This window comes from Serratia quinivorans (assembly GCF_946227985.1).
In the GTDB taxonomy this organism is placed as follows: Bacteria; Pseudomonadota; Gammaproteobacteria; order Enterobacterales; family Enterobacteriaceae; genus Serratia; species Serratia quinivorans_A.
This window is the reverse complement of the sequence record NZ_CAMKGL010000003.1, coordinates 239,891-262,350: the sequence shown is the minus strand read 5'-3', so window position 1 is coordinate 262,350 and position 22,460 is coordinate 239,891. Positions and strand designations below refer to the sequence as shown.

The following is a 22,460-nucleotide window of genomic DNA, read 5'->3' as shown; positions in this document are numbered from 1 at the left end:
AGAAATTTATGTCCTGATAAAAGGCAAAAAAGGGTGATTGAAGGTTTTCTTCGTTGATGATGCTTGGTAGTTTGAGCAGCATGAACTGCCGGCGATGATCGTCAAGGATACGCCAGCGACTAATTAAAAATCAGGGTATTGTGTTGGATTCTTTTGAGCGAATTCGGGGCCTTTATACGACCAAAGGTGAAAATTCACGTAACCATAACGGACAAGGCACAGGGATGCGATTCACCACCAAGCTCTCTGCATTGATCACCCTGCTTGTTGCTATGGCGATGTTTTTGATGCTGATGGGCTGCTCATACAGTTACTTCTACGTCACTCAGGAGAGGCTGGAGCGTCGCTTCGATTCGCTGATGACCTCGCTCGATCAGGCGATGCTGCGTGAATCTCCCCAGGAACAGCAACAGTGGTTACCGTTGGTGATGCGCCCGCTCGGTATCGTGGCCGTCAGCGTGGATACCAGCCACAGCAACCTCCTTTCTTATCATCTGCCAACGGTAAAACAGCCCTGGGAATCGCTCAACGGCTACCGGCAGGTTTCTCTGCCGCTGATGCAGCATCCCGGCGCTTCGCTACGTATTACCTATATTGATCCTTTCGCCAGCGACGTGCGTTCGTTGCAATCTACTGCGGCTGTCTCTTTGTCGATCGTCGTGATGGTGGTTATCTTGCTGTTCAGCCTGCGTTGGCTGCGCGATCAGGCCGACGGAGAGGACCGGCTGGAGCGCCGTGCACGGCGTATTCTTAACGGCGAACGAGAGAGCGTGATGCAGGGCGACGTGCGCGAATGGCCGGCGAACGTCAGCGGTGCACTTGATCGCCTGCTGGCGGATCTGGCGGAAGCGCGCGAGGAGCGCAGCCGGGTCGATACGCTGATCCGCGCTTTTGCCGCGCAGGATGCCAAAACCGGGCTGAACAACCGGTTATTCTTTGATAACCAACTGACCACGCAGCTGGAAGAGGAAGGTTCGCACGGTATTGTCATGATGGTGCGATTACCGGATTTCGACACGCTGCGGGAAACTCACGGCAACAGTGCTGTGCAGGAACTGATGTATTCGCTGGTCAATCTGTTGTCGACGTTTGTGATGCGCTACCCGGCGGCGTTGCTGGCGCGCTATTTCCACAGTGATTTCACCGTCCTGTTGCCGCATCGCACGCTGAAAGAGGCGGACGGTATTGCTTCACAGTTGGTTCATGCCATTGACGCCCTGCCTTCAACGGCGCTTATCGATCGCGAGGCGTTTTTGCATATTGGTATTGTGGCCTACCGCAGCGGGCAAAGCACCGAACAGGTGATTGATTATGCCGAGCAGGCCACGCGCCACGCCACGCTGCAGGGGGAAAACGGCTGGTATGTTTACGATAGCCAGGTGCCGGAAAAAGGGCGCGGTAGCGTCAAATGGCGCACTCTGTTGGAACAGGTGCTGGCACGGGGTGGCCCACGGTTGTACCAAAAACCGGCGGTGACGGTGGAGGGGGAAGTTCATCACCGGGAGATCATGAGCCGGATATACGATGGCACCCAGGAACTGTTGCCATCAGAGTATATGCCGCTGGTACAGCAATTGGGTCTGGCGGAAAGTTACGACCGCCAGCATCTGAGTCGCATTCTCCCCTTACTGGCGCTGTGGCCTGAAGAAACGCTGGCATTTACGCTGTGCGTAGACTCATTATTGCAGCGTACTTTCCAGCGTTGGCTGCGTGATAGCCTGCTACAGTGTGAAAAAAGTCATCGTCGGCGAATTCTGATTGAACTTGCAGAGGCAGACGTGTGTCAACATATCGACCGTTTGCGCCCGGTGTTGAGATTGCTCTCTGGATTGGGGTGTCGTCTGGCCGTGTCCCAGGCGGGGTTAACCGTGGTTAGTACCTCCTATATCAAGTCCTTACCGGTGGAACTGGTCAAGCTCCATCCCGGTTTGGTGCGGAGTATCGATAAGCGGGATGAGAATCAGCTGTTCGTTCAGAGCCTGACGGGTGCCTGTGAAGGCACCAGCACCCAGGTTTTTGCCGCCAGCGTGCGGACGCGTAATGAATGGCAGACGCTGAAGGAGCGCGGGATCCTCGGCGGGCAGGGCGACTTTTTCGCGTCGCCGGAACCGATAGATGTAGGGCGTAAAAAATATTCGCGCCGTTATCGCGTTTAACCTGAATGCCGGGCAAAAATTGACGTAGAATGAGCGCCAATTCATCTGGGCTATTTTATCTGTCTTTTTGGGATTATCCCCAAACTGCCTGCGACAATGACGCCTATTTGATATAGGCTCTTGTCAGTCCTTTTCTGTTGAGCGTTGGTAGGTGCTTACCACCAACGGCAATCAGGGAATATGTTAGATTTTATGAGCTGTGTTACGCCGTTTCGTGCGCTGACAGGGTGGTAAACTGAGCCTTTGTTCAGGGAATTCAGGCCTCATCCAATTTCCGTGCATTCGAGCAGAAACAATACAGACTATTTTTCACCGAAGTAGAACATTTTTGCGCCTTGTCGCTGCTTCGTGTGGTTGGTAAAGTAGGCGGATTTTATTTTCCGCCCCCAGCTTGCAGGATTATCCTTTAGTTATGTTTAAGAAATTTCGTGGCATGTTTTCCAATGACTTGTCCATCGACTTGGGTACCGCCAATACCCTGATTTATGTTAAAGGGCAAGGCATTGTACTGAACGAACCTTCGGTGGTTGCCATTCGCCAGGATCGTGCCGGTTCACCCAAGAGCGTTGCGGCCGTGGGTCATGAGGCTAAACAGATGCTGGGGCGTACCCCCGGCAATATCGCGGCTATCCGTCCGATGAAAGACGGCGTTATCGCTGACTTCTTCGTGACTGAAAAAATGCTGCAGCACTTTATCAAACAGGTTCACAGCAACAGCTTCATGCGGCCAAGCCCGCGCGTGCTGGTGTGCGTGCCGGTCGGCGCAACGCAGGTTGAACGTCGTGCCATCCGCGAATCCGCCCAAGGGGCCGGTGCGCGTGAAGTGTTTCTGATTGAAGAGCCAATGGCTGCGGCAATCGGTGCCGGCCTGCCGGTTTCTGAAGCTACCGGTTCAATGGTGGTGGATATCGGTGGTGGTACTACCGAAGTGGCGGTGATCTCACTCAACGGTGTGGTCTACTCTTCTTCCGTGCGCATCGGCGGTGACCGTTTCGACGAAGCCATCATTAATTATGTGCGTCGTAACTATGGCTCACTGATTGGTGAAGCGACCGCCGAACGTATCAAGCACGGTATTGGCTCAGCTTATCCGGGCGATGAAGTGCATGAAATCGAAGTTCGCGGCCGTAACCTGGCCGAGGGCGTACCGCGCGGCTTTACTCTCAATTCCAATGAAATCCTTGAAGCGCTGCAGGAGCCGTTGACCGGCATCGTCAGTGCGGTGATGGTCGCGCTGGAACAGTGTCCGCCGGAACTGGCTTCCGACATTTCCGAACGCGGCATGGTGTTGACCGGCGGTGGCGCATTGCTGCGCAACCTGGATCGCCTGCTGATGGAAGAAACCGGTATTCCGGTCGTCGTGGCAGAAGATCCGCTGACCTGCGTAGCTCGCGGTGGCGGCAAGGCGTTGGAAATGATCGACATGCATGGCGGCGATTTGTTCAGCGAAGAATAGTCAGCCCCAGGAAGGAGGAATCGTATCGGATGAATGCGCAAAGCGAAAATCGGGTACGGTTCCTCTTTCTGTTGTCGAGGAACACGCATAATTTATGAAGCCGATTTTTAGCAGGGGGCCTTCCCTGCAACTACGACTTTTTTTAGCAGTGATTGTGGCTATCTGCCTGATCGTTGCCGACAGCCGTCTCGGTACGTTCGTGAAAATACGTAACTACATGGACACGGCCGTCAGCCCTTTCTATTTTCTGGCCAATGGGCCGCGTAAAGTTTTGGACAGCGTTTCAGAAACGCTGGCTACCCGCCAACAGCTGGAGCTGGAAAACCGTGCTCTGCGGCAGGAACTGCTGCTGAAAAACAGCGATATTCTTCTTCTTGGCCAATTCAAGCAGGAAAACGCCCGTTTGCGTGAGCTGTTAGGCTCGCCGCTGCGCCAGGACGAACACAAAATGGTCACCCAAGTGATCTCGACCGGATCTGATCCTTACAGCGACCAGGTGGTGATCGACAAAGGTTCAGACAACGGGGTTTATGAAGGCCAGCCGGTCATCAGTGATAAAGGCGTAGTCGGCCAGGTGGTCGCGGTGGCGAAAGTCACCAGCCGCGTGCTGCTGATCTGCGATGCCTCACACGCGTTACCTATCCAGGTACTGCGCAATGATATCCGGGTGATCGCTGCAGGCAGCGGTTGTGCCGATGATTTACAGCTCGAACATTTGCCGAACAATACCGATATTCGCGTGGGCGACGTGTTGGTTACTTCCGGCCTGGGTGGCCGCTTCCCGGAAGGCTATCCGGTGGCGGTGGTGTCCTCGGTTAAAGTGGATAACCAGCGTGCGTATACCGTGATCCAGGCACGCCCGACGGCGGGTCTGCAGCGTTTGCGCTATTTGTTGTTGCTGTGGGGGGCCGATCGTAATGGCGATATGCCGTTGCCGCCGGACGAAGTGCACCGTGTCGCCAATGAGCGTCTGATGCAGATGATGCCTCAGGTGTTGCCACCGGCCGATGCCATGGGGCCGCAACAGCCACTGCCGGCACCGGCAACCGGCATCGCTGTGCCGCAAACCGCCGCACCGGCCGCGGCGGGAGTTACCCAATGAATCGCTACCGCAGTAATGGGCGCTGGATAATCTGGCTGTCATTCCTGGTGGCGCTGGTGCTGCAAATTATGCCGTGGCCGGAACAGATCTACATGTTCCGGCCTTCCTGGCTGGCTTTAATCCTGATCTACTGGGTAATGGCACTGCCACACCGGGTTAACGTCGGTACCGGCTTTGTGCTGGGGCTGATTATGGATCTGATCCTCGGTTCTACGCTGGGCGTGCGTGCGCTGGCGCTGGGGATCATTGCCTATCTGGTCGCGTTCAAATTCCAACTGTTCCGCAACATGGCCCTCTGGCAACAGGCGCTGATCGTAGTGCTATTGTCACTGGCGATGGATGTTGTGGTGTTCTGGGCCGAGTTTTTAGTGATCAACGTTTCTTTCCGCCCAGAGGTGTTCTGGAGTAGTGTGGTAAACGGCATTCTGTGGCCGTGGTTATTCCTGCTGATGCGCAAAATCCGCCGTCAGTTCGCCGTACAGTAAGGGTATTTATACCCAAGAGATTTCGAGTTGCGGCAAGGCGGCAATCGAGTGAATACCCAGGAGCTTGGATGACCAAGTGACTGGGGGGATTGAGGGCAGCCAACACCGCTGCAGCTTGAAATATGAAAGGTATATCAATGACTTCGCTTTATCTGGCCTCCGGCTCTCCCCGTCGACGTGAATTACTGACCCTGTTGGGCGTGGCGTTTGAAATTATCCTGACGGATACCGAAGAACAGCGGCAGGAAGGGGAAGCGGCGGAAGTCTATGTGCGCCGTTTGGCGCAGGATAAGGCCAGGGCAGGCGTGGCGTTGGCCCGGCAGGACTGGCCGGTGCTGGGCGCGGATACCATTGTCGTGCTCAATGGCCGGGTGCTGGAAAAACCCCAAAGCGAAACGCATGCGGCGCAAATGCTGGCGGCGCTGTCGGGTAAACAGCATCAGGTGATGACCGCGGTGGCGATCGCCGATCGCCATGACGTTCTGTGCCAGCTAGTGGTGACAGACGTGACATTCCGCAACCTGTCACAGCAGGATATTTGCGACTATATTGCAACGGGCGAACCGATGGATAAAGCGGGCGCCTATGGAATTCAAGGAAAGGGTGGTTGTTTCGTCAGGACGATAACCGGGAGTTATCACGCGGTGATGGGCTTGCCGTTGGTCGAAACACATGAGCTGCTCAGTAATTTTGTCGCATTACGTGATGTAAGAACCGGTTGATGGGCGCTGCCATTATCGACCGGCTCTGAGGAGAAGGCATGACAGCTGAGCTACTGGTTAATATCACACCGTCTGAAACGCGGGTTGCCTATATTGATGGCGGCATCCTGCAAGAGATCCATATCGAGCGCGAATCCAAGCGCGGTATCGTCGGCAATATTTATAAAGGACGCGTAAGTCGCGTGTTGCCGGGTATGCAGGCGGCATTCGTCGATATCGGCCTGGACAAAGCGGCCTTCCTGCACGCCTCTGATATCATGCCGCACACCGAATGTGTCGCCGGCGATGAGCAGAAAAATTTCCACGTGCGCGATATTGCCGAACTGGTACGCCAGGGGCAGGATCTGATGGTGCAGGTGGTGAAAGATCCGCTAGGCACCAAAGGCGCGCGCCTGACCACTGACATCACTTTGCCTTCGCGTTACCTGGTATTCATGCCGGGGGCGGCGCACGTTGGCGTTTCGCAGCGTATTGAAAGTGAAGCCGAGCGCGATCGCCTGAAAAAAGCCGTTGCCGGTTACTGCGATGAACTGGGTGGTTTTATCATCCGCACCGCGGCAGAAGGCATTGGGGAAGAAGAGCTGTCGCAAGACGCCGCCTTCCTCAAACGCCTGTGGACCAAGGTGATGGAGCGTAAAAAACGCAACCAGACCAAATACAAGTTATACGGTGAGCTGGCGCTGGCGCAGCGTATCTTGCGCGACTTCGCCGGTGCGGCGCTGGACAGGATCCGCGTGGACTCCCGTCTGACCCACGATCTGCTGGTGGAGTTTACCGGTGAGTACATCCCGGATATTACCGCCAAGCTGGAGCTGTACACCGGCAGCCAGCCGATCTTCGATCTGTACGATGTCGAAAACGAGATCCAGCGCGCGTTGGAGCGCAAGGTTGAGCTGAAGTCCGGCGGATACCTGATCATCGATCAGACCGAAGCGATGACCACCGTGGATATCAATACCGGCGCCTTTGTCGGCCATCGCAATCTCGACGAAACCATCTTCAATACCAATATCGAGGCGACCCAGGCCATTGCCCGCCAACTGCGGCTGCGCAATCTGGGCGGCATTATCATTATCGACTTTATTGATATGAATAATGACGAACATCGTCGTCGGGTGCTGCATTCGCTGGAACTTGCACTGAGTAAAGATCGGGTAAAAACCACGATCAACGGCTTCTCTCAGCTAGGCTTAGTGGAAATGACGCGTAAACGCACGCGCGAAAGCATTGAACATGTGCTGTGTCATGATTGTCCTACTTGTCATGGGCGCGGCACTCTGAAAACGGTGGAAACCGTGTGCTACGAAATCTTGCGTGAAATTGTGCGCGTGCACCATGCTTATGATTCAGATCGTTTCCTGGTTTACGCCTCTGCGGCGGTGGGTGAGGCGCTGAAAAGCGAAGAGTCCCATGCGCTGGCCGAAGTGGAAATCTTTGTTGGCAAACAGGTCAAGGTGCAGATCGAACCCTTGTACAGCCAGGAACAATTTGACGTTGTCATGATGTAGTCCGCCTGTTGGCGGCCAAAGTCCGGTATTGGTGGGGCCCAGCATGCTGGGCCCCCCATGCATAGATATCCCGTTGCCAGGCAGCGGAAGCAAGGAGAACTGCGTGAGGCGACTGCCTGGGATTTTGTTAGCTACAGGCGCCAGTCTGATTGTCATCGTGGCGTTGCTGATCAGCGGGCTGCGTTTGGCGCTGCCTGAACTGAACAACTACCGCCCGCAACTGTTGGCCAAGGTCGAAAGTCTCTCCGGCGTGCCGGTGCAGATCGATTTTATGCAGGGAAGTTGGGAAACCTTCGGCCCGCAGTTGGAAATGCGCAACGTGCGCGCCACGCTGCCCAAAAGCAACCTGCATATAGAACGCGTTACGCTGGCGCTGGACGTATGGCAGTCGCTGTTGCACTGGCGCTGGCAGTTCCGCGATCTCACCTTCTACCAACTCCAGTTCGATCTCAACACCACTTTGGGTGGCGAAGAGCATAAGGGAAGTACCATCGAGCCGGGTAAAATCAGCGATTTGCTGTTGCATCAGGTGGATCACTTTAATTTACGTGACAGCCGGCTTTCCTTCCTTACGCCTGCCGGCGCGCGCGCCGAATTCGAGGTTCCACAGCTAACCTGGCTTAACGGCCGCGATCGTCACCGTGCCGAGGGGCAGGTAGGCCTGTCGACGCTGAACGGCCAGCATGGCGTGGTTCAACTGCGGATGGATCTGCGTGATAACCAGGGGTTATTGAATGTTGGCACGGTCTATATGCAGGCCGATAATATCGACATGAAGCCCTGGTTCACCCGGTGGTTACGAGCCAATACCGGCCTGGAGAGCGCCGACTTTAGCCTGGCAGCCTGGCTGCAAATACAGAACGGTGAAATTGCCAGCGGCAGTGCGTTGTTAAAGCAGGGCGCGGCCAACTGGAGCGTGGGCAAACAACAGCACCGCCTGGACGTGGACAATCTGGCGCTGACGCTCAGCCGCCAGGGGACCGGCTGGCAAGTCGAGGTGCCGCAGCTCAACCTGGCCACCGACGGTCAGGCCTGGCCGCAAGGCAAGCTGTCCGGACTGTGGCTACCGGAAAATACCGAGTTTATGGGGCCGGGACAAACGGAAGAGCTGCGCGTGCGGGCGACCAACATTCAGCTTGAACGCCTGTCTGCGCTGTTGCCGACCTTCTCGTTCCTCAGCCCGGACGTGCTGGAGCGCTGGAACGATCTGCAACCGCAGGGCAGGGTCAATGCATTGGCGTTGGATATTCCGCTGAAACAGCCGGAAAAAACCCGTTTCCAGGCCCGCTGGCAGGACGTCAGTTGGCAGCCATGGAAGCTGTTACCGGGGATAAATCATTTCTCTGGCGCGCTGAGTGGCGGCGTAGAAAATGGTCGTCTGCAACTTGATCTCAATGACAGCACCTTGCCGTACGGCGACATGTTCCGCGCCCCGCTGGAAGTCAGCAGCGCGCGCGGTGCGTTAACCTGGTTGAACAACCCACAGGGCTGGGAGCTGGCGAGTAAAAATCTGGATGTGAAGGCCAAATCGCTGTGGGTGAACGGTGATTTCCGCTACCAGCAGCCGGCCAAGGGCGACCCGTGGCTGAGCATTCTGGCGGGTATCCGCCTGTACGATGCCGCAGACGCCTGGCGTTACTTCCCAGAGCCCTTGATGGGCAAGCACCTGGTGGATTACCTCAGCGGTGCCATTCAGGGCGGGCAGGTGGATAACGCCACGCTGCTCTACAACGGTGACCCACAGCATTTCCCTTACCGTAAACACGAAGGCCAGTTTGAGGTATTTGTCCCGCTGCGGCATTCGACCTTCCAGTTCCAACCGGATTGGCCGGCATTGACCGATCTGGCCATCGATCTCGATTTTGCCAACGAAGGGCTGTGGATGAATGCTCCGCAGACCAAACTGGGTAAAGTCGATGGCAAAAATGTTACCGCCATCATTCCGGACTACCTGAAAGAGCGCCTGTTGGTTGACGCTGACGTGGCGGGTCAGGGTGAGGAAATCCATGACTATTTCGAGCAGACACCGCTGCATGATTCACTGGGTGCTGCACTGAATGAGCTGCAGATTGGCGGTAATGTCAGTGGGCGCTTACATCTCGATATCCCCTTGAACGGCGAGCTGGTGCGCGCTACGGGCGAGGTGGCGCTGAACAACAATTCACTGCTGGTTAAGCCTATCGAAAGTGAGCTGAAAAAAGTCAGCGGCAAGTTCCGCTTCGATAACGGCAACCTGACCAGTGATAGCCTGTCGGCCAACTGGTTCGGGCAGCCGGTTGCGGTGAATTTCAATACGCTGGAAGGTAAAAGTGACTACAAGGTCAATGTTGATCTGAAGGCTGACTGGCAGCCGGGTAAATTCCCCGGTATTCCGCAGGAAGTCGCCGATGCCTTGAGTGGCAGCGCGCCCTGGCAGGGCCAGGTTGCCATTACCTTGCCGCATAAGGGCAACGCCAGCTATGACATTGGCATTGATGCGGACCTCAAGAAAGTGAGCAGTCACTTACCTTCACCGCTAGATAAACCGGCGGGTGAGCCACTGCCGTTGAGTGTAAAAGTGAAAGGTGGGCTGAATGGCTTCATGCTGACCGGCAGCGCCGGCAAGCAGAACCATTTCAACAGCGAATGGACCTTCGCCAAACAGCAGGTGACGCTTGCACGTGCGGCATGGCAAACCGAAGGTGGTGGAACGCCACCCTTACCGGCCGGTAAATCTTTGACGCTCAACCTACCGCCATTGGACGGTGAAAAATGGCTGGGGTTAATGGCACCGGCGTTAAAACAAGGCGGTAGCTCGGGCCAGGTGGGCGGCTTCAACTTCCCGACCACCGTCGCGCTGAAAACACCACAGCTGCTGTTGGGCGGCCAGGCCTGGCACAAGCTGACGCTATCGGCTGAAAAGCAACTCGGCGCGACCCTGGTCAGCGCCAAGGGGGAAGAGGTCGACGGCAGTCTGCGGGTTACGGATCGCGGGCCATGGCGTGCCGATATCAATTATCTTTATTACAATCCGCAGTTTAGCGACAGCAAGGGTACCCCGACCGCGGCAACCAACCCGCTGGCGGTGGCAGATAAGGTTTCTTTCCGTGACTGGCCGTCGTTGATGCTGCGCTGCAAGTCGTGCTGGGTAATGGGGCAAAACCTCGGCAAGGTGGAGGCGGATCTGGCCAATCGGGGTGATACCCTGAACCTGGAGCATGGCTTGGTCGATACCGGCAAAGGGCGCATGACCGCCAGCGGCCTGTGGAAGCAGAACGCCCAGGAAGAACGCAGCTCGCTGAAAGGCAAACTGCTGGGGGGCAATATTGATGAAACCGCCGCTTTCTTCGGCATCACCACGCCGCTGAAAGGCGCGCCTTATGACATTGATTTTGATCTGTACTGGCATGGTCCACCGTGGAAACCGCAGATGAGTACCCTTAGCGGTGCGATGAAGGTCAATATGGGCAAAGGCGAGATCGACAGCATGGGCGGCGGGCGTGCCGGCCAACTGTTGCGTTTGGTCAGCGTCGACTCCCTGTTACGTAAGTTGCAGTTCGATTTCAGTGATACCTTCGGCAAAGGTTTCTACTTTGACTCCATCCGCAGCACTGCGTGGCTGAAAGATGGCATAATGCATACCGATAACCTGTTGGTTGACGGACTGGCGGCGGATATTGCCATGAGCGGTCAGGTCGATTTGGCGCGCCGCCGGATTGATATGGAAGCGGTAGTCGCACCGGCCATTTCGACCACTGTCGGCGTAGCCACGGCGTTCGTGATTAACCCTATCGTTGGCGCGGCGGTGTTTGCTGCCTCGCAGGTGTTGGGGCCGCTGTGGAATAAGATCTCGCTGATTCGCTACCATATCAGCGGCGATTTGGACCAGCCGAAGGTCAACGAGGTCCTGCGTAAGCCAAAGGAGGATAAGGCGTCATGAAAAGTGCAAACGTTGCGTTGTTACAGTTGTGCAGTGGCGATCGGGTGCGTGACAACCTGGCCCAGATTGAACAGCAGATTAAGCAGCTCAATGCCGGGGTAAAACTGGTTATGACGCCGGAGAACGCGCTGCTGTTCGCCAATTCTGCGGCTTATCGTGAACATGCGGAGCGCCAGGGTGATGGCCCGCTGCAGAATGCGGTGCGTGACATGGCACGGCGTTATGGCGTCTGGCTGCTGGTGGGGTCAATGCCGCTGGTCAGTCGTGAAAACCCTGCGCTGATCACCACCAGTAGCCTGCTGTTCGACGACCAGGGCGAGATCCGCGCGCGCTATGACAAGCTGCACATGTTCGACGTGGACATTAACGACTCCCACGGCCATTATCGGGAATCTGACACCTATCAGCATGGCCAACAGCTCCAGGTGGTGGATACCCCGGTCGGGCGGCTTGGCATGACCATCTGCTACGATCTGCGCTTCCCGGCGCTGTTCCAGGCGTTACGAGCGCAGGGCGCTGAATTGATTTCCGTACCGGCGGCCTTTACCCGCGTGACCGGTGAGGCGCACTGGGAAATTTTGCTGCGCGCCAGGGCGATTGAAAACCAGTGTGTGATCCTGGCGCCTGCGCAGGTTGGCAGCCATGGCCCGACGCGTCGCACCTGGGGCCATTCGCTGGCGGTGGATGCCTGGGGCAAGGTATTGGCTGAAAACCCGGATGCGGTATCGGCGTTGAAAGTACGGGTCGATATTACCGGCCTCAAAACCATTCGCGAGCAGATGCCGGTATTGCAACACAACCGATTCCAGACGTCGCTGACGGCGCCGTTTGACAACAAATCCTCCATTAAAGAGTGAAAAAATTATGAGCCTGACGTTTGTCAGTGAGCAGTTACTTGCTGCCAATAAGCTGAGCCACCAGGACCTGTTTTCCGTCCTGGGGCAACTGGCCGAACGCCGCCTCGATTATGCCGATCTCTATTTCCAGTCGAGCTACCACGAAGCCTGGGTGATTGAAGACGGTATCATCAAGGATGGCTCTTACAATATCGATCAAGGGGTTGGGGTACGCGCCGTTAGCGGCGAGAAAACCGGCTTCGCCTATGCCGATCAAATCACCCTGAACGCCTTGCAGCAAAGTGCCCATGCCGCGCGCAGCATAGTCCGTGACAGCGGGAATGGTCAGGTGCATACCCTGGGTGAAATCAGCCATAAGGCGTTGTATCCCCTGCTCGATCCGTTGCAAAGCCTGCCGCGGGAAGAGAAAATCGCTCTGTTGCACCGTGTTGACAAGGTGGCCCGCGCGGCCGATAAACGGGTGCAAGAGGTCAGCGCCAGCATTACCGGCGTGTATGAACAAATTCTGGTAGCCGCCACCGACGGCACCCTGGCGGCGGACGTTCGTCCGTTGGTACGTTTATCCGTCAGCGTGCTGGTGGAACAAGACGGCAAGCGTGAACGCGGCTCCAGCGGCGGCGGTGGTCGTTTCGGCTATGACTATTTCCTGGAAATCGCCGATGGTGAAGTCCGTGCCGATGCTTACGCCAAAGAAGCGGTGCGCATGGCATTGATTAACCTCTCTGCGGTGGCGGCTCCGGCAGGCAATATGCCGGTGGTGCTGGGCGCAGGCTGGCCTGGCGTGCTGCTGCATGAAGCGGTGGGGCACGGGCTGGAAGGTGACTTCAACCGTCGTGGTACTTCGGTCTTCAGCGGTCAGATGGGCCAGTTGGTGGCTTCCGAGCTTTGCACCGTGGTCGATGACGGCACTTTGCAGGGGTTACGAGGTTCGTTGGCGATCGACGACGAAGGCGTACCTGGCCAGTACAACATGTTGATTGAGAACGGTATCCTGAAGGGCTATATGCAGGACAAACTCAATGCGCGTCTGATGGGCGTTGCGCCGACCGGTAACGGCCGCCGCGAGTCCTATGCGCACCTGCCAATGCCACGCATGACCAACACTTATATGCTGGCGGGCAAGTCAACACCGGAAGAGATCATCGCCAGCGTCGAATATGGCCTGTACGCGCCGAACTTTGGTGGCGGCCAGGTGGATATCACCTCCGGCAAGTTTGTGTTTTCCACCACCGAAGCCTACCTGATCGAAAAAGGCCGCATCACCAAGCCGGTGAAAGGCGCTACGCTGATCGGCTCGGGTATTGAGGCGATGCAGCAAATCTCGATGGTGGGCAACGATCTGGCGCTGGATAAAGGCGTCGGTGTCTGCGGTAAAGAGGGGCAAAGCCTGCCGGTAGGTGTCGGTCAACCGACTCTGAAGCTGGACACCCTGACCGTCGGTGGTACTGCGTAATCCATACTCCCCAGGGGCCGGTTCACGGCCCCTGTTAGCTTTTTCTGCGGCACTCATCGCATTAGCGGCAACTTTCTGGTTTTGTTGAAATAAAAAGCGATTCACTGTTTTTTTCTGCCAGTGCAAATCAATAAGCTAACTCTACTATTTTCAGATGATTTTCTGCTGCCTGCTTTAGGAATGTTCTTTCTTAAATGACCAAATCAGGGCCGTGGCTAATGGTTCGTATCTTGTTACATTTACCGTTCTGTCGTTAAAACGCCCAAAAAAACACACGGATGCTCAGACAAACCGACCAGCACTATCTTAACGGCGTTGGCTCCGATCTGGCGCAGATGCAGCAGTTGATCGACAACGCGGTACGGGCGCAGAGCGGCCTTATCCGGTGTGTAGGCACTTCAGGCGGGGCAACAGGCCACACTGGGCAATACCGATACTGAAGAAGGCAGCATGGTGGGCATCAGCATTTCGCTGGGGGCATAGCAACCGTCGTCGAAACAGCATCAGGAGCAAGCTACCGTTACCGGTTCAACGCTCAACGGCGGTAATCATTTGCAGGTGACGGCGACCGGCAAGGGTAACACGGCCGATAGTGGCGATATTGCCGTGGCCGGCAGCCAGCTCAAAGCAGGGGGTGACACCACCCTGAATGCCGAGCGGGATGTATTGCTGTTGGGCGTGGCCAATACGCAGAAGACCGAGGACAGCAACAAGAGTCGCGGCGGTAATGTCGGCGTCAGTATTGGCGTGGGTAAACAGATCAGCGTCAGTGGCGGTGTCAGGCGGTAGCATGTTCATTCGGGACCAGGCCAACCAGCAGCAGGATGTTAATCAACTGAGCCGGGATACCGAGAACACCAATGGCTGCATTGGGTCGATATTTTATAATGAGAAAAAGCAAAGTTGACTGAAGCAGGCGCAGTTGATTGGCGATATAGTCTATAAATGCGTCTTTGAGATCCTGAAATAAAAAGTGTGTGGGTTGGGTTCTTTATTCTAAAATAAATACCGTTAATAATTATAGTTGAGAGATTTAGTGGTTTGTTAGTTGGTGTGGGATAATATTAAGCAAGGGTTTTTTATAGGTTTTTATTATATTGTTTCAATAAGGATGATTTATGCAATATGGAAATGCAAAATCTGTTTTTTTATTAACGTTTCTTTTGTTCGGTTGCGCCAATACAGGGCCGGAAAAACCATTAAGTAAAGTAAGTAATGAGGAGGTTATCAAGTTAAAATCAGGTGGTTATGTTAAGACTCAAAGTTTTCAGCTTTTAGAGACTGACTATCAGGCTCCATCAGATACTGTATTGCGAGTCATTACTAAGAGCGATACTTCAAGTGTGGTGGCAGCTAAAGCTACTAGTTTTGTTCTAACAGCTTTATTGGGAGGTAATACGTCACAATCAACGTTTAGTAAACATGAATTAAAAGGGAGTAAAATAAATTCCGTTGAGAATCCGTCGGTTGATTATTTTTTACCTAATGTTAATAGGGTGATAAAAGATAGTCTTTATGTTAAAGATAATGCTGACTACCAAAACTATCCACTGAGTGTAAGGTATTTGAAATTTTACTTGGTATATACTGAACTAGCCGGAGGTAGTAATTATGAACTCATTTACACGATGAATGTTTCCACATCAAATCCAGGTAAGTATAAATTTGACTGTTCATTTACAACTGGGTCCCATCAACTAGATGAGTGGTCATTGGGTGAATATCAGAAAGTGAAAGATATCGTTAAAAGTAAACTTGATGGATGTATTATTGAGTTTGGCAAAGAAAGCAATTTGAGGTTGTTGGCTTCAGATTTAGAAGCCATGAAAAACGGAAGATCTTAAAAATAAATAAAAACCCAACATGAAGTTGGAATGTTACTAACAAGGAGCAGTAATGAAAAAAGTTCTGTGTGTTTACATGGCGAGCAGCATGTTGTTATTAACCGCCTGTTCATCCACTAATAATGTAGAAAAGGTCACCGCCGCTAATGGTAGTAGCATTGGTGTGAAGACTTTCTTTGCTCTACCTGAAAATAACAATAATCAATATGCCGAAACCAGGCTGCGTATTGTCACACAGACCAATACCGGCGTAGGTGTGGGGCTACAGGTTTTAACCTCTGCACTTACCGGTGGTCTTTCCGCCAATACTTTCAGCAAGGACACGTTGAAAGGCAGCAGCGTAGATACGTTGCCGGAACCGACTAAAAGTTATCTGGTGCCTAAAGCCAAGGTTGTTATCGCCGACTGGTTGCAAAAGAACGGCGCCGGTTACAGTTACAAGAATAATTTGAATATCACCCCCGCCAGATGGCTGCTGGTGTATCAGGAGCTAGCGAAAAGTGATACTCCATTCGAACTGCGCTACGCCGTTACCTTTTATAAGCGGCCGGAAGGTGGAAGCATGTTCTCAGCCTTCGACCAATTCAAATGCAGCCCAACCCCGCGTTCGGCATCACTGACACAGTGGCAAGCCAGTGATTATGCGATGGTGAAGCAGGTCACCACGGAATATATGGATGACTGCCTTGGCCAGTTGGATGGGCAATTAACCGCATTACTAAAGCGCTAGTTTCTCCTCCGCGATAAAATCAGGCCGGGCGGCAGTCCAAAAGCCACCCGGCCCATCAATACCGCCTTTATAAGCCGCAGCTTAAACCTTCACTTCCCCAATCCTCTCCAGTGCATCCACCACCAAATCCCAAAACTTATCTTGATCCAGTTTTACCGCCACCTGAGTGTGGCAGTCCGGCGGCGGCGCGGCGCGGAAGTCGGCCACCGTCATTCCCAGCGTCAGGGTACCGGTCAGTTCAATATCCACCGGGACTTTACGGACAGTCATCACTTCGGGGTCGATCACATAGGCCACCGCGCAAGGATCGTGTACCGGCGGGGCGCTAAAGCCCTGCGCCTGCTGATACATCTTGCCAAAGAACTCAAGCAGTTCGCCGACAAACCTGGCTGGTCCGGTTTGGATAGCGGCAATGCGGGCACAGACTTCTGGCGTGGCGAGTGCCTGATGGGTCAGATCCAGTCCAACCATGGTCAGTGGCCACTTCTCATTGAATACGATGTGTGCGGCTTCCGGATCGATCTTGATATTGAACTCGGCCACCGCGCTCCAATTGCCCACGTGGTAACCGCCGCCCATCAGCACCACTTCCTTCACCCGGTCGGCAATGCGTGGTTCTTTGCGTACTGCCATGGCGATGTTGGTCAGGCCACCGGTCGGTACCAGCGTCACGCTGCCCGGCGGGTGAGCCATGATGGTATCGATAATCAGATCTACCGCGTGGCAGGGTTCCAGCGCCAGCGTTGGTTCCGGTAATACCGGGCCATCCAGGCCGGATTCGCCATGGATATCGGGTGCGACTTCTATCTGGCGTACCAGCGGCCGTGGGCAGCCAGCAGCAAAGGGCACTCCGGTAATATTGGCGATGCGCGCGACGGCCAGCGCATTGCGGGTGACCTTCTCCAGCGTTTGGTTGCCCACCACGGTGGTTACGGCCAGCAGATCGATCTGCGGGTTGCCCCAGGCCAGCAGCATAGCGATCGCATCGTCATGTCCCGGATCGCAGTCCAGTATGATTTTTTTCATTTTTAGTTATTCCTGATGCAGGGAGAGGTCAGCGCAGCATAGCGCACCGCTAGCAGGCGGGGTAATGGCCGATAATGCTTTTTGTTAACCACATCAAAGTGTTGCCGGTATGACGGTGTAATTAAACGTAAATCTCCCTCGCCGCGCTTTACCCTGGAGTTTACTCCAGGGTTTATTCTGTCACCCGGCGTAAAGCACAGAGGAGAAGCGCGATGAGTCTGTTGAAAAAGCTCTTGGGGCAAGGCGGTATTGGCGGCGGGTATCAACGCTCAGGGCATCGCACTGGCCACCATGGCAACCGCTATAACCAGCACGGCGATCGGGGGCCGCAATGCCTGCAATGTCAGGCGGCCAACAAGCCAGGCGCCCGTTATTGCCATCGTTGCGGTCAGCCTTTTGAGGCGGCGGCACAATGCAGCGAATGTTCCGCCCCCTTGCCGCCAGGCAGTCGTTTTTGTCAGCAATGCGGCAAGGCCGCTAACGGGGGATAGCCATGACAAAACGCGGATGGAGTGTGGCAGTGCTGTTGGCGGCAATGGCAGTGTGGACGCTGCTGGCCTGGGGTGTTTCTGGCATATTGGGTTGGTTGCCTGCGCTGACGGGGCTGGCGCAGAGTGGGTCGGCACAGTTGGCACCGCAGCTTACCGGGGTGCTCAGCCTGGTGCCACAGGCGCTATTGGACACTTGGCTGCCGCAGTTGCAGCAGCTGGGCAACTGGCTGGCGGGGTCTTTCCCACAGTTGCTCATCTGGGTGAAGTATGTCGTCTGGCTGATCTGGGGGCTGGGCATGCTGGCATTACTGGTGCTTGGCGTCTTGGCGCGTCGTGTGCTGCTCAGCGATAGCCCTGATAGACTTCCCCCACGCGCTTAAAGTACTCGGTCAGATAATTGATACACACCTGTACCTTGAGCGGCAGCTTATCTTTCTCGGTGTATACCGCGTACACCGGGCGAGGATCCGAATGGTAGTTTTTGAACAGGATCTCGATCTCTCCGCGTTTGATCTCCTCGATCACCCACATCAGCGGCGCATAGGCGATACCGGCTCCGGCTTTCAACCAGCGGATCATGGTCTGTGAATCGTTGGTGACGAAGCGTCCCTGCGGCGAGATGCGCGTGCTGATGCCTTCCGGCGCGATCAGCTCGAACTCGCTGTCTGGCCGCACGCTGTATTCCAGCCAGGAAAAATTGACCATATCGCTTGGTTTTAGTGGCGTGCCGTGCTGGCTGAGATAGCTTTTGGCAGCGCACACCACCATTGGCATTGAGCCCAGGCGTTTGGAGAACAGGCTGGAGTCCTGCAGCGCGCCGGTGCGGATCACCACATCCAGCCCGTCTGCGATCAGATCCGGTGCCGGGATGCCGGTCACCAGGTTCACCGTCAGGCCGGGGTACTCTTTAAGCATATCTGCGGTCATGGTTGCCAGCATGTTTTGTGCCATGGTGGATGAGCTACCAATGCGCAGCGTGCCGGTCGGCGTATTGTTAAACGCGTACAGCTGCTCATGCACTTCGCTGACTTCCAGCAGCATGCGGCGACAGCCCTGATAATAGATTTTTCCGGCCTCCGTCAGGCCAATGCTGCGCGTGCTGCGGTTGAGCAGCTTGACCTGCAGCTCATTCTCCAGTTTGGAGACGGTCTGGCTGATAGATGAAACGCTCATATCCAACTGGCGCGCTGCCGCAGTAAATGACCCGCATTCAACCACTTTGGCGAATACCGACATCCGTTTTAGTCTTTCCATTATTCACTCTGGCTTAAAAGTGATTTAGATCACAGATTGTTGATGACTTGATAGTAAGCACGCTAATATAAACAGGTCGGGCGAAAAGACCTTACTAACGCGCGAGTGCGATCGGCAGCGCCATGGTGGCCGATCCCTCCGATATCCTCGCAGTCCCTATCGCGGATGTACGCTCCAGAGTTTACTCTTATTTCAGGTTCCTGACCTGTCTGGGCCTGAATTTGTGGTGCGTGTCAGCTAAAATGTAAAGAGAATGTGAATGGATATAGGTCTCTACGCCCGGTGCAGTGAACAATAAGGAAAAATTGATGAGTTTGCTTCCGGTTATGGTCATTTTTGGACTGTCGTTTCCCCCGATATTTTTTGAGTTGTTGCTCTCGCTGGCGTTGTTTTTTTTGCTGCGCCGCCTGCTGCAACCCACCGGGATTTACGATTTTGTCTGGCATCCAGCGCTGTTTAATACCGCGCTGTACTGCTGTTTGTTCTATCTGATTACCTGTCTTTTCGTTTGAGGTCGCTGTGAAAAATTTTTCAATAAAAATAACCCGAATCGCGATCACTCTGATTCTGGTCCTGCTGGGGATCGTCGCCATATTCAAGGCCTGGGTGTTCTACACGGAATCCCCCTGGACGCGTGACGCCAAGTTTACCGCCGACGTGGTGGCGATCGCCCCGGACGTTACCGGTCTGTTGACCGATGTCCCTCTGGTGGATAACCAACTGGTGAAGAAAGGGCAGGTACTGCTGGTTATCGACCAGCCGCGCTACCAACAGGCCCTGGCAGAAGCCAATGCCGATGTCGCCTACTACCAGACGCTGGCGGCAGAAAAAAGGCGTGAAGCCGGGCGCCGTGTGCGTCTCGGCGTGCAGGCGATGTCGCAGGAAGAGATAGACCAGGCGAATAACGTTTTGCAAACCGTAGAGCATCAGTTGGCGAAGGCCGTAGCGACCCGTGAACTGGCTAAATTGGATCTGGAACGCACCACGGTACGCGCACCGGCCGACGGCTGGATCACCAACCTGAACGTGCACGCCGGTGAATATATCACCCGGGGTTCAGTCGCCGTGGCGCTGGTGAAGAAAGACAGTTTCTACATTCTGGCCTATCTGGAAGAAACCAAGCTCAATGGCCTGAACAAAGGCGACCGCGCGGAAATCACCCCGTTGGGTAGCAACCGCATTATGCATGGCACCGTCGATAGCGTGGCCGCCGCCGTCAACAACAGCAGCAGCACCGTGAACAGCAAAGGGCTGGCGTCGATCGACAGCAACCTGGAGTGGGTGCGTCTGGCGCAGCGCGTGCCGGTGAAAATCCTGCTGGATGACAAAGACCAATTGCACCCGTACCCGGCTGGCACCACCGCCACCGTGGTGATCACCGGCAAGAATGACCGCGCTACCGACAGCGGTTCGCCTTTTGTTCGCTTGATGCATCGGCTGCGTGAGTTCGGTTAATGAATAACCCAACCTTTATCCGGCTGAGATTTGCCTTCAAGCTCAGCTTTGCGGTGGTGTTTGCGCTGTTTGTCGGCTTCCATCTCAATCTGGAAACTCCACGTTGGTCGGCGATGACCGCCGCCATCGTGGCCGCCGGCACGGCCTTTGCCGCGGGCGGCGAGCCGTTTTCCGGCGCTATTCGCCATCGCGGTTGGCTGCGTATTATCGGCACATTTATCGGCTGCTTTGTCGGCATAGCGATTATCGTCACTACGGCACGTGCGCCGGTGGTGATGTTGTTGCTGTGCTGCATCTGGGCCGGCTTCTGCACCTGGCTTTCCTCCCTGGTTAAAGTTGAAAACTCCTATGCCTGGGGCCTGGCGGGTTATACCGCGTTGATCATTATTGTCACCGTTGCCAGCAGTGAAGCGCATCTGCTGGAAGCGCCGCAGTTCGCTATTGAGCGCTGTAGCGAGATCGTGCTGGGGATCGTCAGCGCCGTGCTGGCAGACTTGCTGTTCTCGCCGCGTTCAATCAAGCAGGATATCGACCGGGCGGTGGATAAACTGCTGGTGGATCAATACCTGTTGATGCAGATGTGCATCAGCAATGCCGAGAAAGAAGATATCGACCGCGCCTGGAGCAATTTGGTGAAGAGCACCACTGCGCTGAACGGCATGCGCAGCAACCTGATGATGGAGTCATCACGCTGGCAAAAGGCGAATCGCCGCATTCTGGCGCTGCATACGCTTTCGCTGACGTTGATTACCCAGGCCTGCGAGACCTATTTAATCCTGTTGAACCACCCGGACGCGCTGAAAGAAAACATTCGTGAATTGCTGATGGTACCGGCCCAAACGCCGCAGGAAATCCATAAACGCATGAAGTTGTTGCGGCAGGTGCTGACCACCAATCGTACCGACGAGACATTAGTGACTATCACCAGTTGGGTGGGGGCGGCCACTCGCTACCTGCTGCTGGCCAAAGGTGTACACACCAACAGCAGTATCAGTTCGGTAGAAGAAGGGGTGTTGAGCAGTGAGGTGGTGGTTAAACCGACCTCGGCGGAAAGACACCACGCGATGATTAACGGTCTGCGCACCTTTGTAGCGACGGCCTTTGGCAGCCTGCTGTGGCTGTGGACCGGCTGGACCTCCGGCAGCGGCTTTATGGTGATTATTGCGGTGATCACCTCCCTGGCGATGCGCACTCCGGCACCGCGCATGGTGGCGATGGACTTTATCCTGGGCATGCTGGCGGCGATCCCGGTTGGCTCACTGTACTTTATGGTGATCCTGCCGGCGACTCAGCAAAGTATTTTACTGCTGTGCCTCAGTCTGGGCCTGCTGGCGTTTTTCATCGGTATCGAAGTGCAGAAACGACGGTTGGGCTCGCTCGGCCTGCTGGCGGGGACCATCAATATTCTGGTATTGAGCAACCCGATGGAGTTCAACGTCACGCAGTTCCTCGATGGCGCGCTCGGCCAGTTCCTCGGCAGCTGTGTGGGCCTGATGGTGCTGCTGCTGATCCGCGATAACTCGCGTGAACGTACCGGTCGCACCTTGCTGAACCAGTTTGTCGGCAGCGCGGTATCGGCGTTGACCACCAAGGCCTCACGCCGTCAGCAAAACCACCTGCCGGCGTTGTATCAGCAGTTGAATCAACTGTTGATGATGTTCCCGAACGATATTGCCAAGTACCGATTGGCGCTGAATCTGATCATCGCTCACCAGCGTATGCAGCGAGCTGAGATCCCGGTCAGCGAGGAGCTTTCGGCTTTCCATAAGCAGATCCGCAGTACCGCCGACCACATGGTCTCGGCGAAAAACGAGGTAAAACGTGCTTATTATTACGATCGGCTGTTGAGTGAAATGAACGATTATCAGCAGAAACTGGTGGATTATCAGGCCCCGCTCAGCGTCACCGGGCCGGTAAAACGTCTGGCCGACATGCTGTACCGCTACCGCCACGCCCTGATTGACTGATACCTCAAATACTCTTGCCGGGGCTATACTTGCCT

At 55.1% G+C, this 22,460-nt stretch carries 18 protein-coding genes and 1 pseudogene; 17 read left to right on the top strand and 2 right to left on the bottom strand.

The window, feature by feature from the left end; genetic code table 11:
• The first annotated feature begins 224 nt into the window (after positions 1–224).
• The 12 genes and pseudogenes from csrD to OCH02_RS12590 all read left to right on the top strand — a co-directional run bounded on the left by csrD (position 225) and on the right by OCH02_RS12590 (position 16,232).
• Positions 225–2,156, top strand: a complete 1,932-nt coding sequence (csrD, locus tag OCH02_RS12645; RefSeq protein WP_261431552.1) for an RNase E specificity factor CsrD — start codon at positions 225–227, stop codon at positions 2,154–2,156.
• Positions 2,157–2,568: 412 nt separating this feature from the next.
• Positions 2,569–3,612 (top strand): rod shape-determining protein MreB, encoded by a 1,044-nt coding sequence (gene mreB / locus OCH02_RS12640; RefSeq protein ID WP_012147106.1) that lies wholly within the window; start codon positions 2,569–2,571, stop codon positions 3,610–3,612.
• 94 nt (positions 3,613–3,706) lie between these two features.
• Entirely contained in the window at positions 3,707–4,714 is a 1,008-nt protein-coding gene (mreC, locus tag OCH02_RS12635) for a rod shape-determining protein MreC (RefSeq protein ID WP_261431551.1), read from the top strand.
• A complete protein-coding gene (gene mreD, locus OCH02_RS12630) occupies positions 4,711–5,199 on the top strand; it encodes a rod shape-determining protein MreD (RefSeq protein ID WP_012147104.1) in 489 nt (162 codons plus the stop codon). The genes mreC and mreD overlap by 4 nt, the downstream gene beginning before the upstream one ends.
• Before the next feature lie 137 nt (positions 5,200–5,336).
• Positions 5,337–5,921 carry a Maf family protein gene (locus tag OCH02_RS12625; protein ID WP_261431550.1) on the top strand — a complete coding sequence of 195 codons (585 nt, stop codon included), beginning with the start codon at positions 5,337–5,339 and terminating at the stop codon, positions 5,919–5,921.
• A 38-nt stretch (positions 5,922–5,959) separates the two neighbouring features.
• The gene (gene rng / locus OCH02_RS12620) at positions 5,960–7,429 is read left to right on the top strand and encodes a ribonuclease G (protein WP_012147102.1); all 1,470 of its coding nucleotides are present in this window, start codon (positions 5,960–5,962) and stop codon (positions 7,427–7,429) included.
• A gap of 103 nt (positions 7,430–7,532) precedes the next feature.
• Positions 7,533–11,348 (top strand): AsmA2 domain-containing protein YhdP, encoded by a 3,816-nt coding sequence (gene yhdP / locus OCH02_RS12615; RefSeq protein WP_261431548.1) that lies wholly within the window; start codon positions 7,533–7,535, stop codon positions 11,346–11,348.
• Complete coding sequence (gene nit1 / locus OCH02_RS12610; RefSeq protein ID WP_261431547.1) at positions 11,345–12,205, top strand: deaminated glutathione amidase; 861 nt, start codon at positions 11,345–11,347, stop codon at positions 12,203–12,205. The genes yhdP and nit1 overlap by 4 nt, the downstream gene beginning before the upstream one ends.
• A 7-nt stretch (positions 12,206–12,212) precedes the next feature.
• A complete protein-coding gene (tldD, locus tag OCH02_RS12605; protein WP_261096158.1) occupies positions 12,213–13,658 on the top strand; it encodes a metalloprotease TldD in 1,446 nt (481 codons plus the stop codon).
• 363 nt (positions 13,659–14,021) lie between these two features.
• Positions 14,022–14,426 (top strand): annotated as a pseudogene (locus OCH02_RS12600) (hemagglutinin repeat-containing protein); the annotation flags it as partial.
• A gap of 350 nt (positions 14,427–14,776) precedes the next feature.
• A complete protein-coding gene (locus OCH02_RS12595) occupies positions 14,777–15,502 on the top strand; it encodes a hypothetical protein (RefSeq protein WP_261431545.1) in 726 nt (241 codons plus the stop codon).
• Between the two features lie 52 nt (positions 15,503–15,554).
• Positions 15,555–16,232: a hypothetical protein gene (locus OCH02_RS12590; protein ID WP_261431542.1), complete on the top strand. Its 678-nt coding sequence runs from the start codon at positions 15,555–15,557 to the stop codon at positions 16,230–16,232.
• 81 nt (positions 16,233–16,313) lie between these two features.
• Here OCH02_RS12590 and OCH02_RS12585 read toward each other — a convergent pair whose 3' ends face one another.
• Positions 16,314–17,258 (bottom strand): nucleoside hydrolase, encoded by a 945-nt coding sequence (locus OCH02_RS12585; protein WP_261431541.1) that lies wholly within the window; start codon positions 17,256–17,258, stop codon positions 16,314–16,316.
• 212 nt (positions 17,259–17,470) lie between these two features.
• Between OCH02_RS12585 and OCH02_RS12580 the strand changes: the two genes are divergently transcribed.
• Together OCH02_RS12580 and OCH02_RS12575 are read left to right on the top strand one after the other, a co-directional pair.
• Positions 17,471–17,749 carry a zinc ribbon domain-containing protein gene (locus OCH02_RS12580; RefSeq protein WP_261431540.1) on the top strand — a complete coding sequence of 93 codons (279 nt, stop codon included), beginning with the start codon at positions 17,471–17,473 and terminating at the stop codon, positions 17,747–17,749.
• A 2-nt stretch (positions 17,750–17,751) separates the two neighbouring features.
• The gene (locus tag OCH02_RS12575; protein ID WP_261431539.1) at positions 17,752–18,129 is read left to right on the top strand and encodes a hypothetical protein; all 378 of its coding nucleotides are present in this window, start codon (positions 17,752–17,754) and stop codon (positions 18,127–18,129) included.
• On the opposite strand, the gene aaeR is transcribed toward OCH02_RS12575, so the two are convergent.
• On the bottom strand, positions 18,092–19,003 hold the full coding sequence (aaeR, locus tag OCH02_RS12570) for an HTH-type transcriptional activator AaeR (RefSeq protein WP_112362641.1): 912 nt from the start codon (positions 19,001–19,003) through the stop codon (positions 18,092–18,094). The two genes, OCH02_RS12575 and aaeR, sit on opposite strands and share 38 nt — an antisense overlap.
• A gap of 308 nt (positions 19,004–19,311) precedes the next feature.
• Between aaeR and aaeX the strand changes: the two genes are divergently transcribed.
• Genes aaeX through aaeB form a run of 3 tightly spaced genes read left to right on the top strand, consistent with a single transcriptional unit; the run spans position 19,312 to position 22,425 of the window.
• On the top strand, positions 19,312–19,515 hold the full coding sequence (gene aaeX / locus OCH02_RS12565) for a p-hydroxybenzoic acid efflux pump operon protein AaeX (protein ID WP_012147087.1): 204 nt from the start codon (positions 19,312–19,314) through the stop codon (positions 19,513–19,515).
• 7 nt (positions 19,516–19,522) lie between these two features.
• Positions 19,523–20,458 carry a p-hydroxybenzoic acid efflux pump subunit AaeA gene (gene aaeA / locus OCH02_RS12560; RefSeq protein ID WP_261431538.1) on the top strand — a complete coding sequence of 312 codons (936 nt, stop codon included), beginning with the start codon at positions 19,523–19,525 and terminating at the stop codon, positions 20,456–20,458.
• Positions 20,458–22,425 (top strand): p-hydroxybenzoic acid efflux pump subunit AaeB, encoded by a 1,968-nt coding sequence (aaeB, locus tag OCH02_RS12555; RefSeq protein ID WP_261431537.1) that lies wholly within the window; start codon positions 20,458–20,460, stop codon positions 22,423–22,425. The genes aaeA and aaeB overlap by 1 nt, the downstream gene beginning before the upstream one ends.
• Positions 22,426–22,460 lie beyond the last annotated feature (35 nt).

Coding starts and splice junctions, on each gene's coding strand:
- csrD (WP_261431552.1), top strand. CDS start 225: ATGCGATTCACCACCAAGCTCTCTGCATTGATCACCCTGCTTGTTGCT.
- mreB (WP_012147106.1), top strand. CDS start 2,569: ATGTTTAAGAAATTTCGTGGCATGTTTTCCAATGACTTGTCCATCGAC.
- mreC (WP_261431551.1), top strand. CDS start 3,707: ATGAAGCCGATTTTTAGCAGGGGGCCTTCCCTGCAACTACGACTTTTT.
- mreD (WP_012147104.1), top strand. CDS start 4,711: ATGAATCGCTACCGCAGTAATGGGCGCTGGATAATCTGGCTGTCATTC.
- OCH02_RS12625 (WP_261431550.1), top strand. CDS start 5,337: ATGACTTCGCTTTATCTGGCCTCCGGCTCTCCCCGTCGACGTGAATTA.
- rng (WP_012147102.1), top strand. CDS start 5,960: ATGACAGCTGAGCTACTGGTTAATATCACACCGTCTGAAACGCGGGTT.
- nit1 (WP_261431547.1), top strand. CDS start 11,345: ATGAAAAGTGCAAACGTTGCGTTGTTACAGTTGTGCAGTGGCGATCGG.
- tldD (WP_261096158.1), top strand. CDS start 12,213: ATGAGCCTGACGTTTGTCAGTGAGCAGTTACTTGCTGCCAATAAGCTG.
- OCH02_RS12595 (WP_261431545.1), top strand. CDS start 14,777: ATGCAATATGGAAATGCAAAATCTGTTTTTTTATTAACGTTTCTTTTG.
- OCH02_RS12590 (WP_261431542.1), top strand. CDS start 15,555: ATGAAAAAAGTTCTGTGTGTTTACATGGCGAGCAGCATGTTGTTATTA.
- OCH02_RS12585 (WP_261431541.1), bottom strand. CDS start 17,258: ATGAAAAAAATCATACTGGACTGCGATCCGGGACATGACGATGCGATC.
- OCH02_RS12580 (WP_261431540.1), top strand. CDS start 17,471: ATGAGTCTGTTGAAAAAGCTCTTGGGGCAAGGCGGTATTGGCGGCGGG.
- OCH02_RS12575 (WP_261431539.1), top strand. CDS start 17,752: ATGACAAAACGCGGATGGAGTGTGGCAGTGCTGTTGGCGGCAATGGCA.
- aaeR (WP_112362641.1), bottom strand. CDS start 19,003: ATGGAAAGACTAAAACGGATGTCGGTATTCGCCAAAGTGGTTGAATGC.
- aaeX (WP_012147087.1), top strand. CDS start 19,312: ATGAGTTTGCTTCCGGTTATGGTCATTTTTGGACTGTCGTTTCCCCCG.
- aaeB (WP_261431537.1), top strand. CDS start 20,458: ATGAATAACCCAACCTTTATCCGGCTGAGATTTGCCTTCAAGCTCAGC.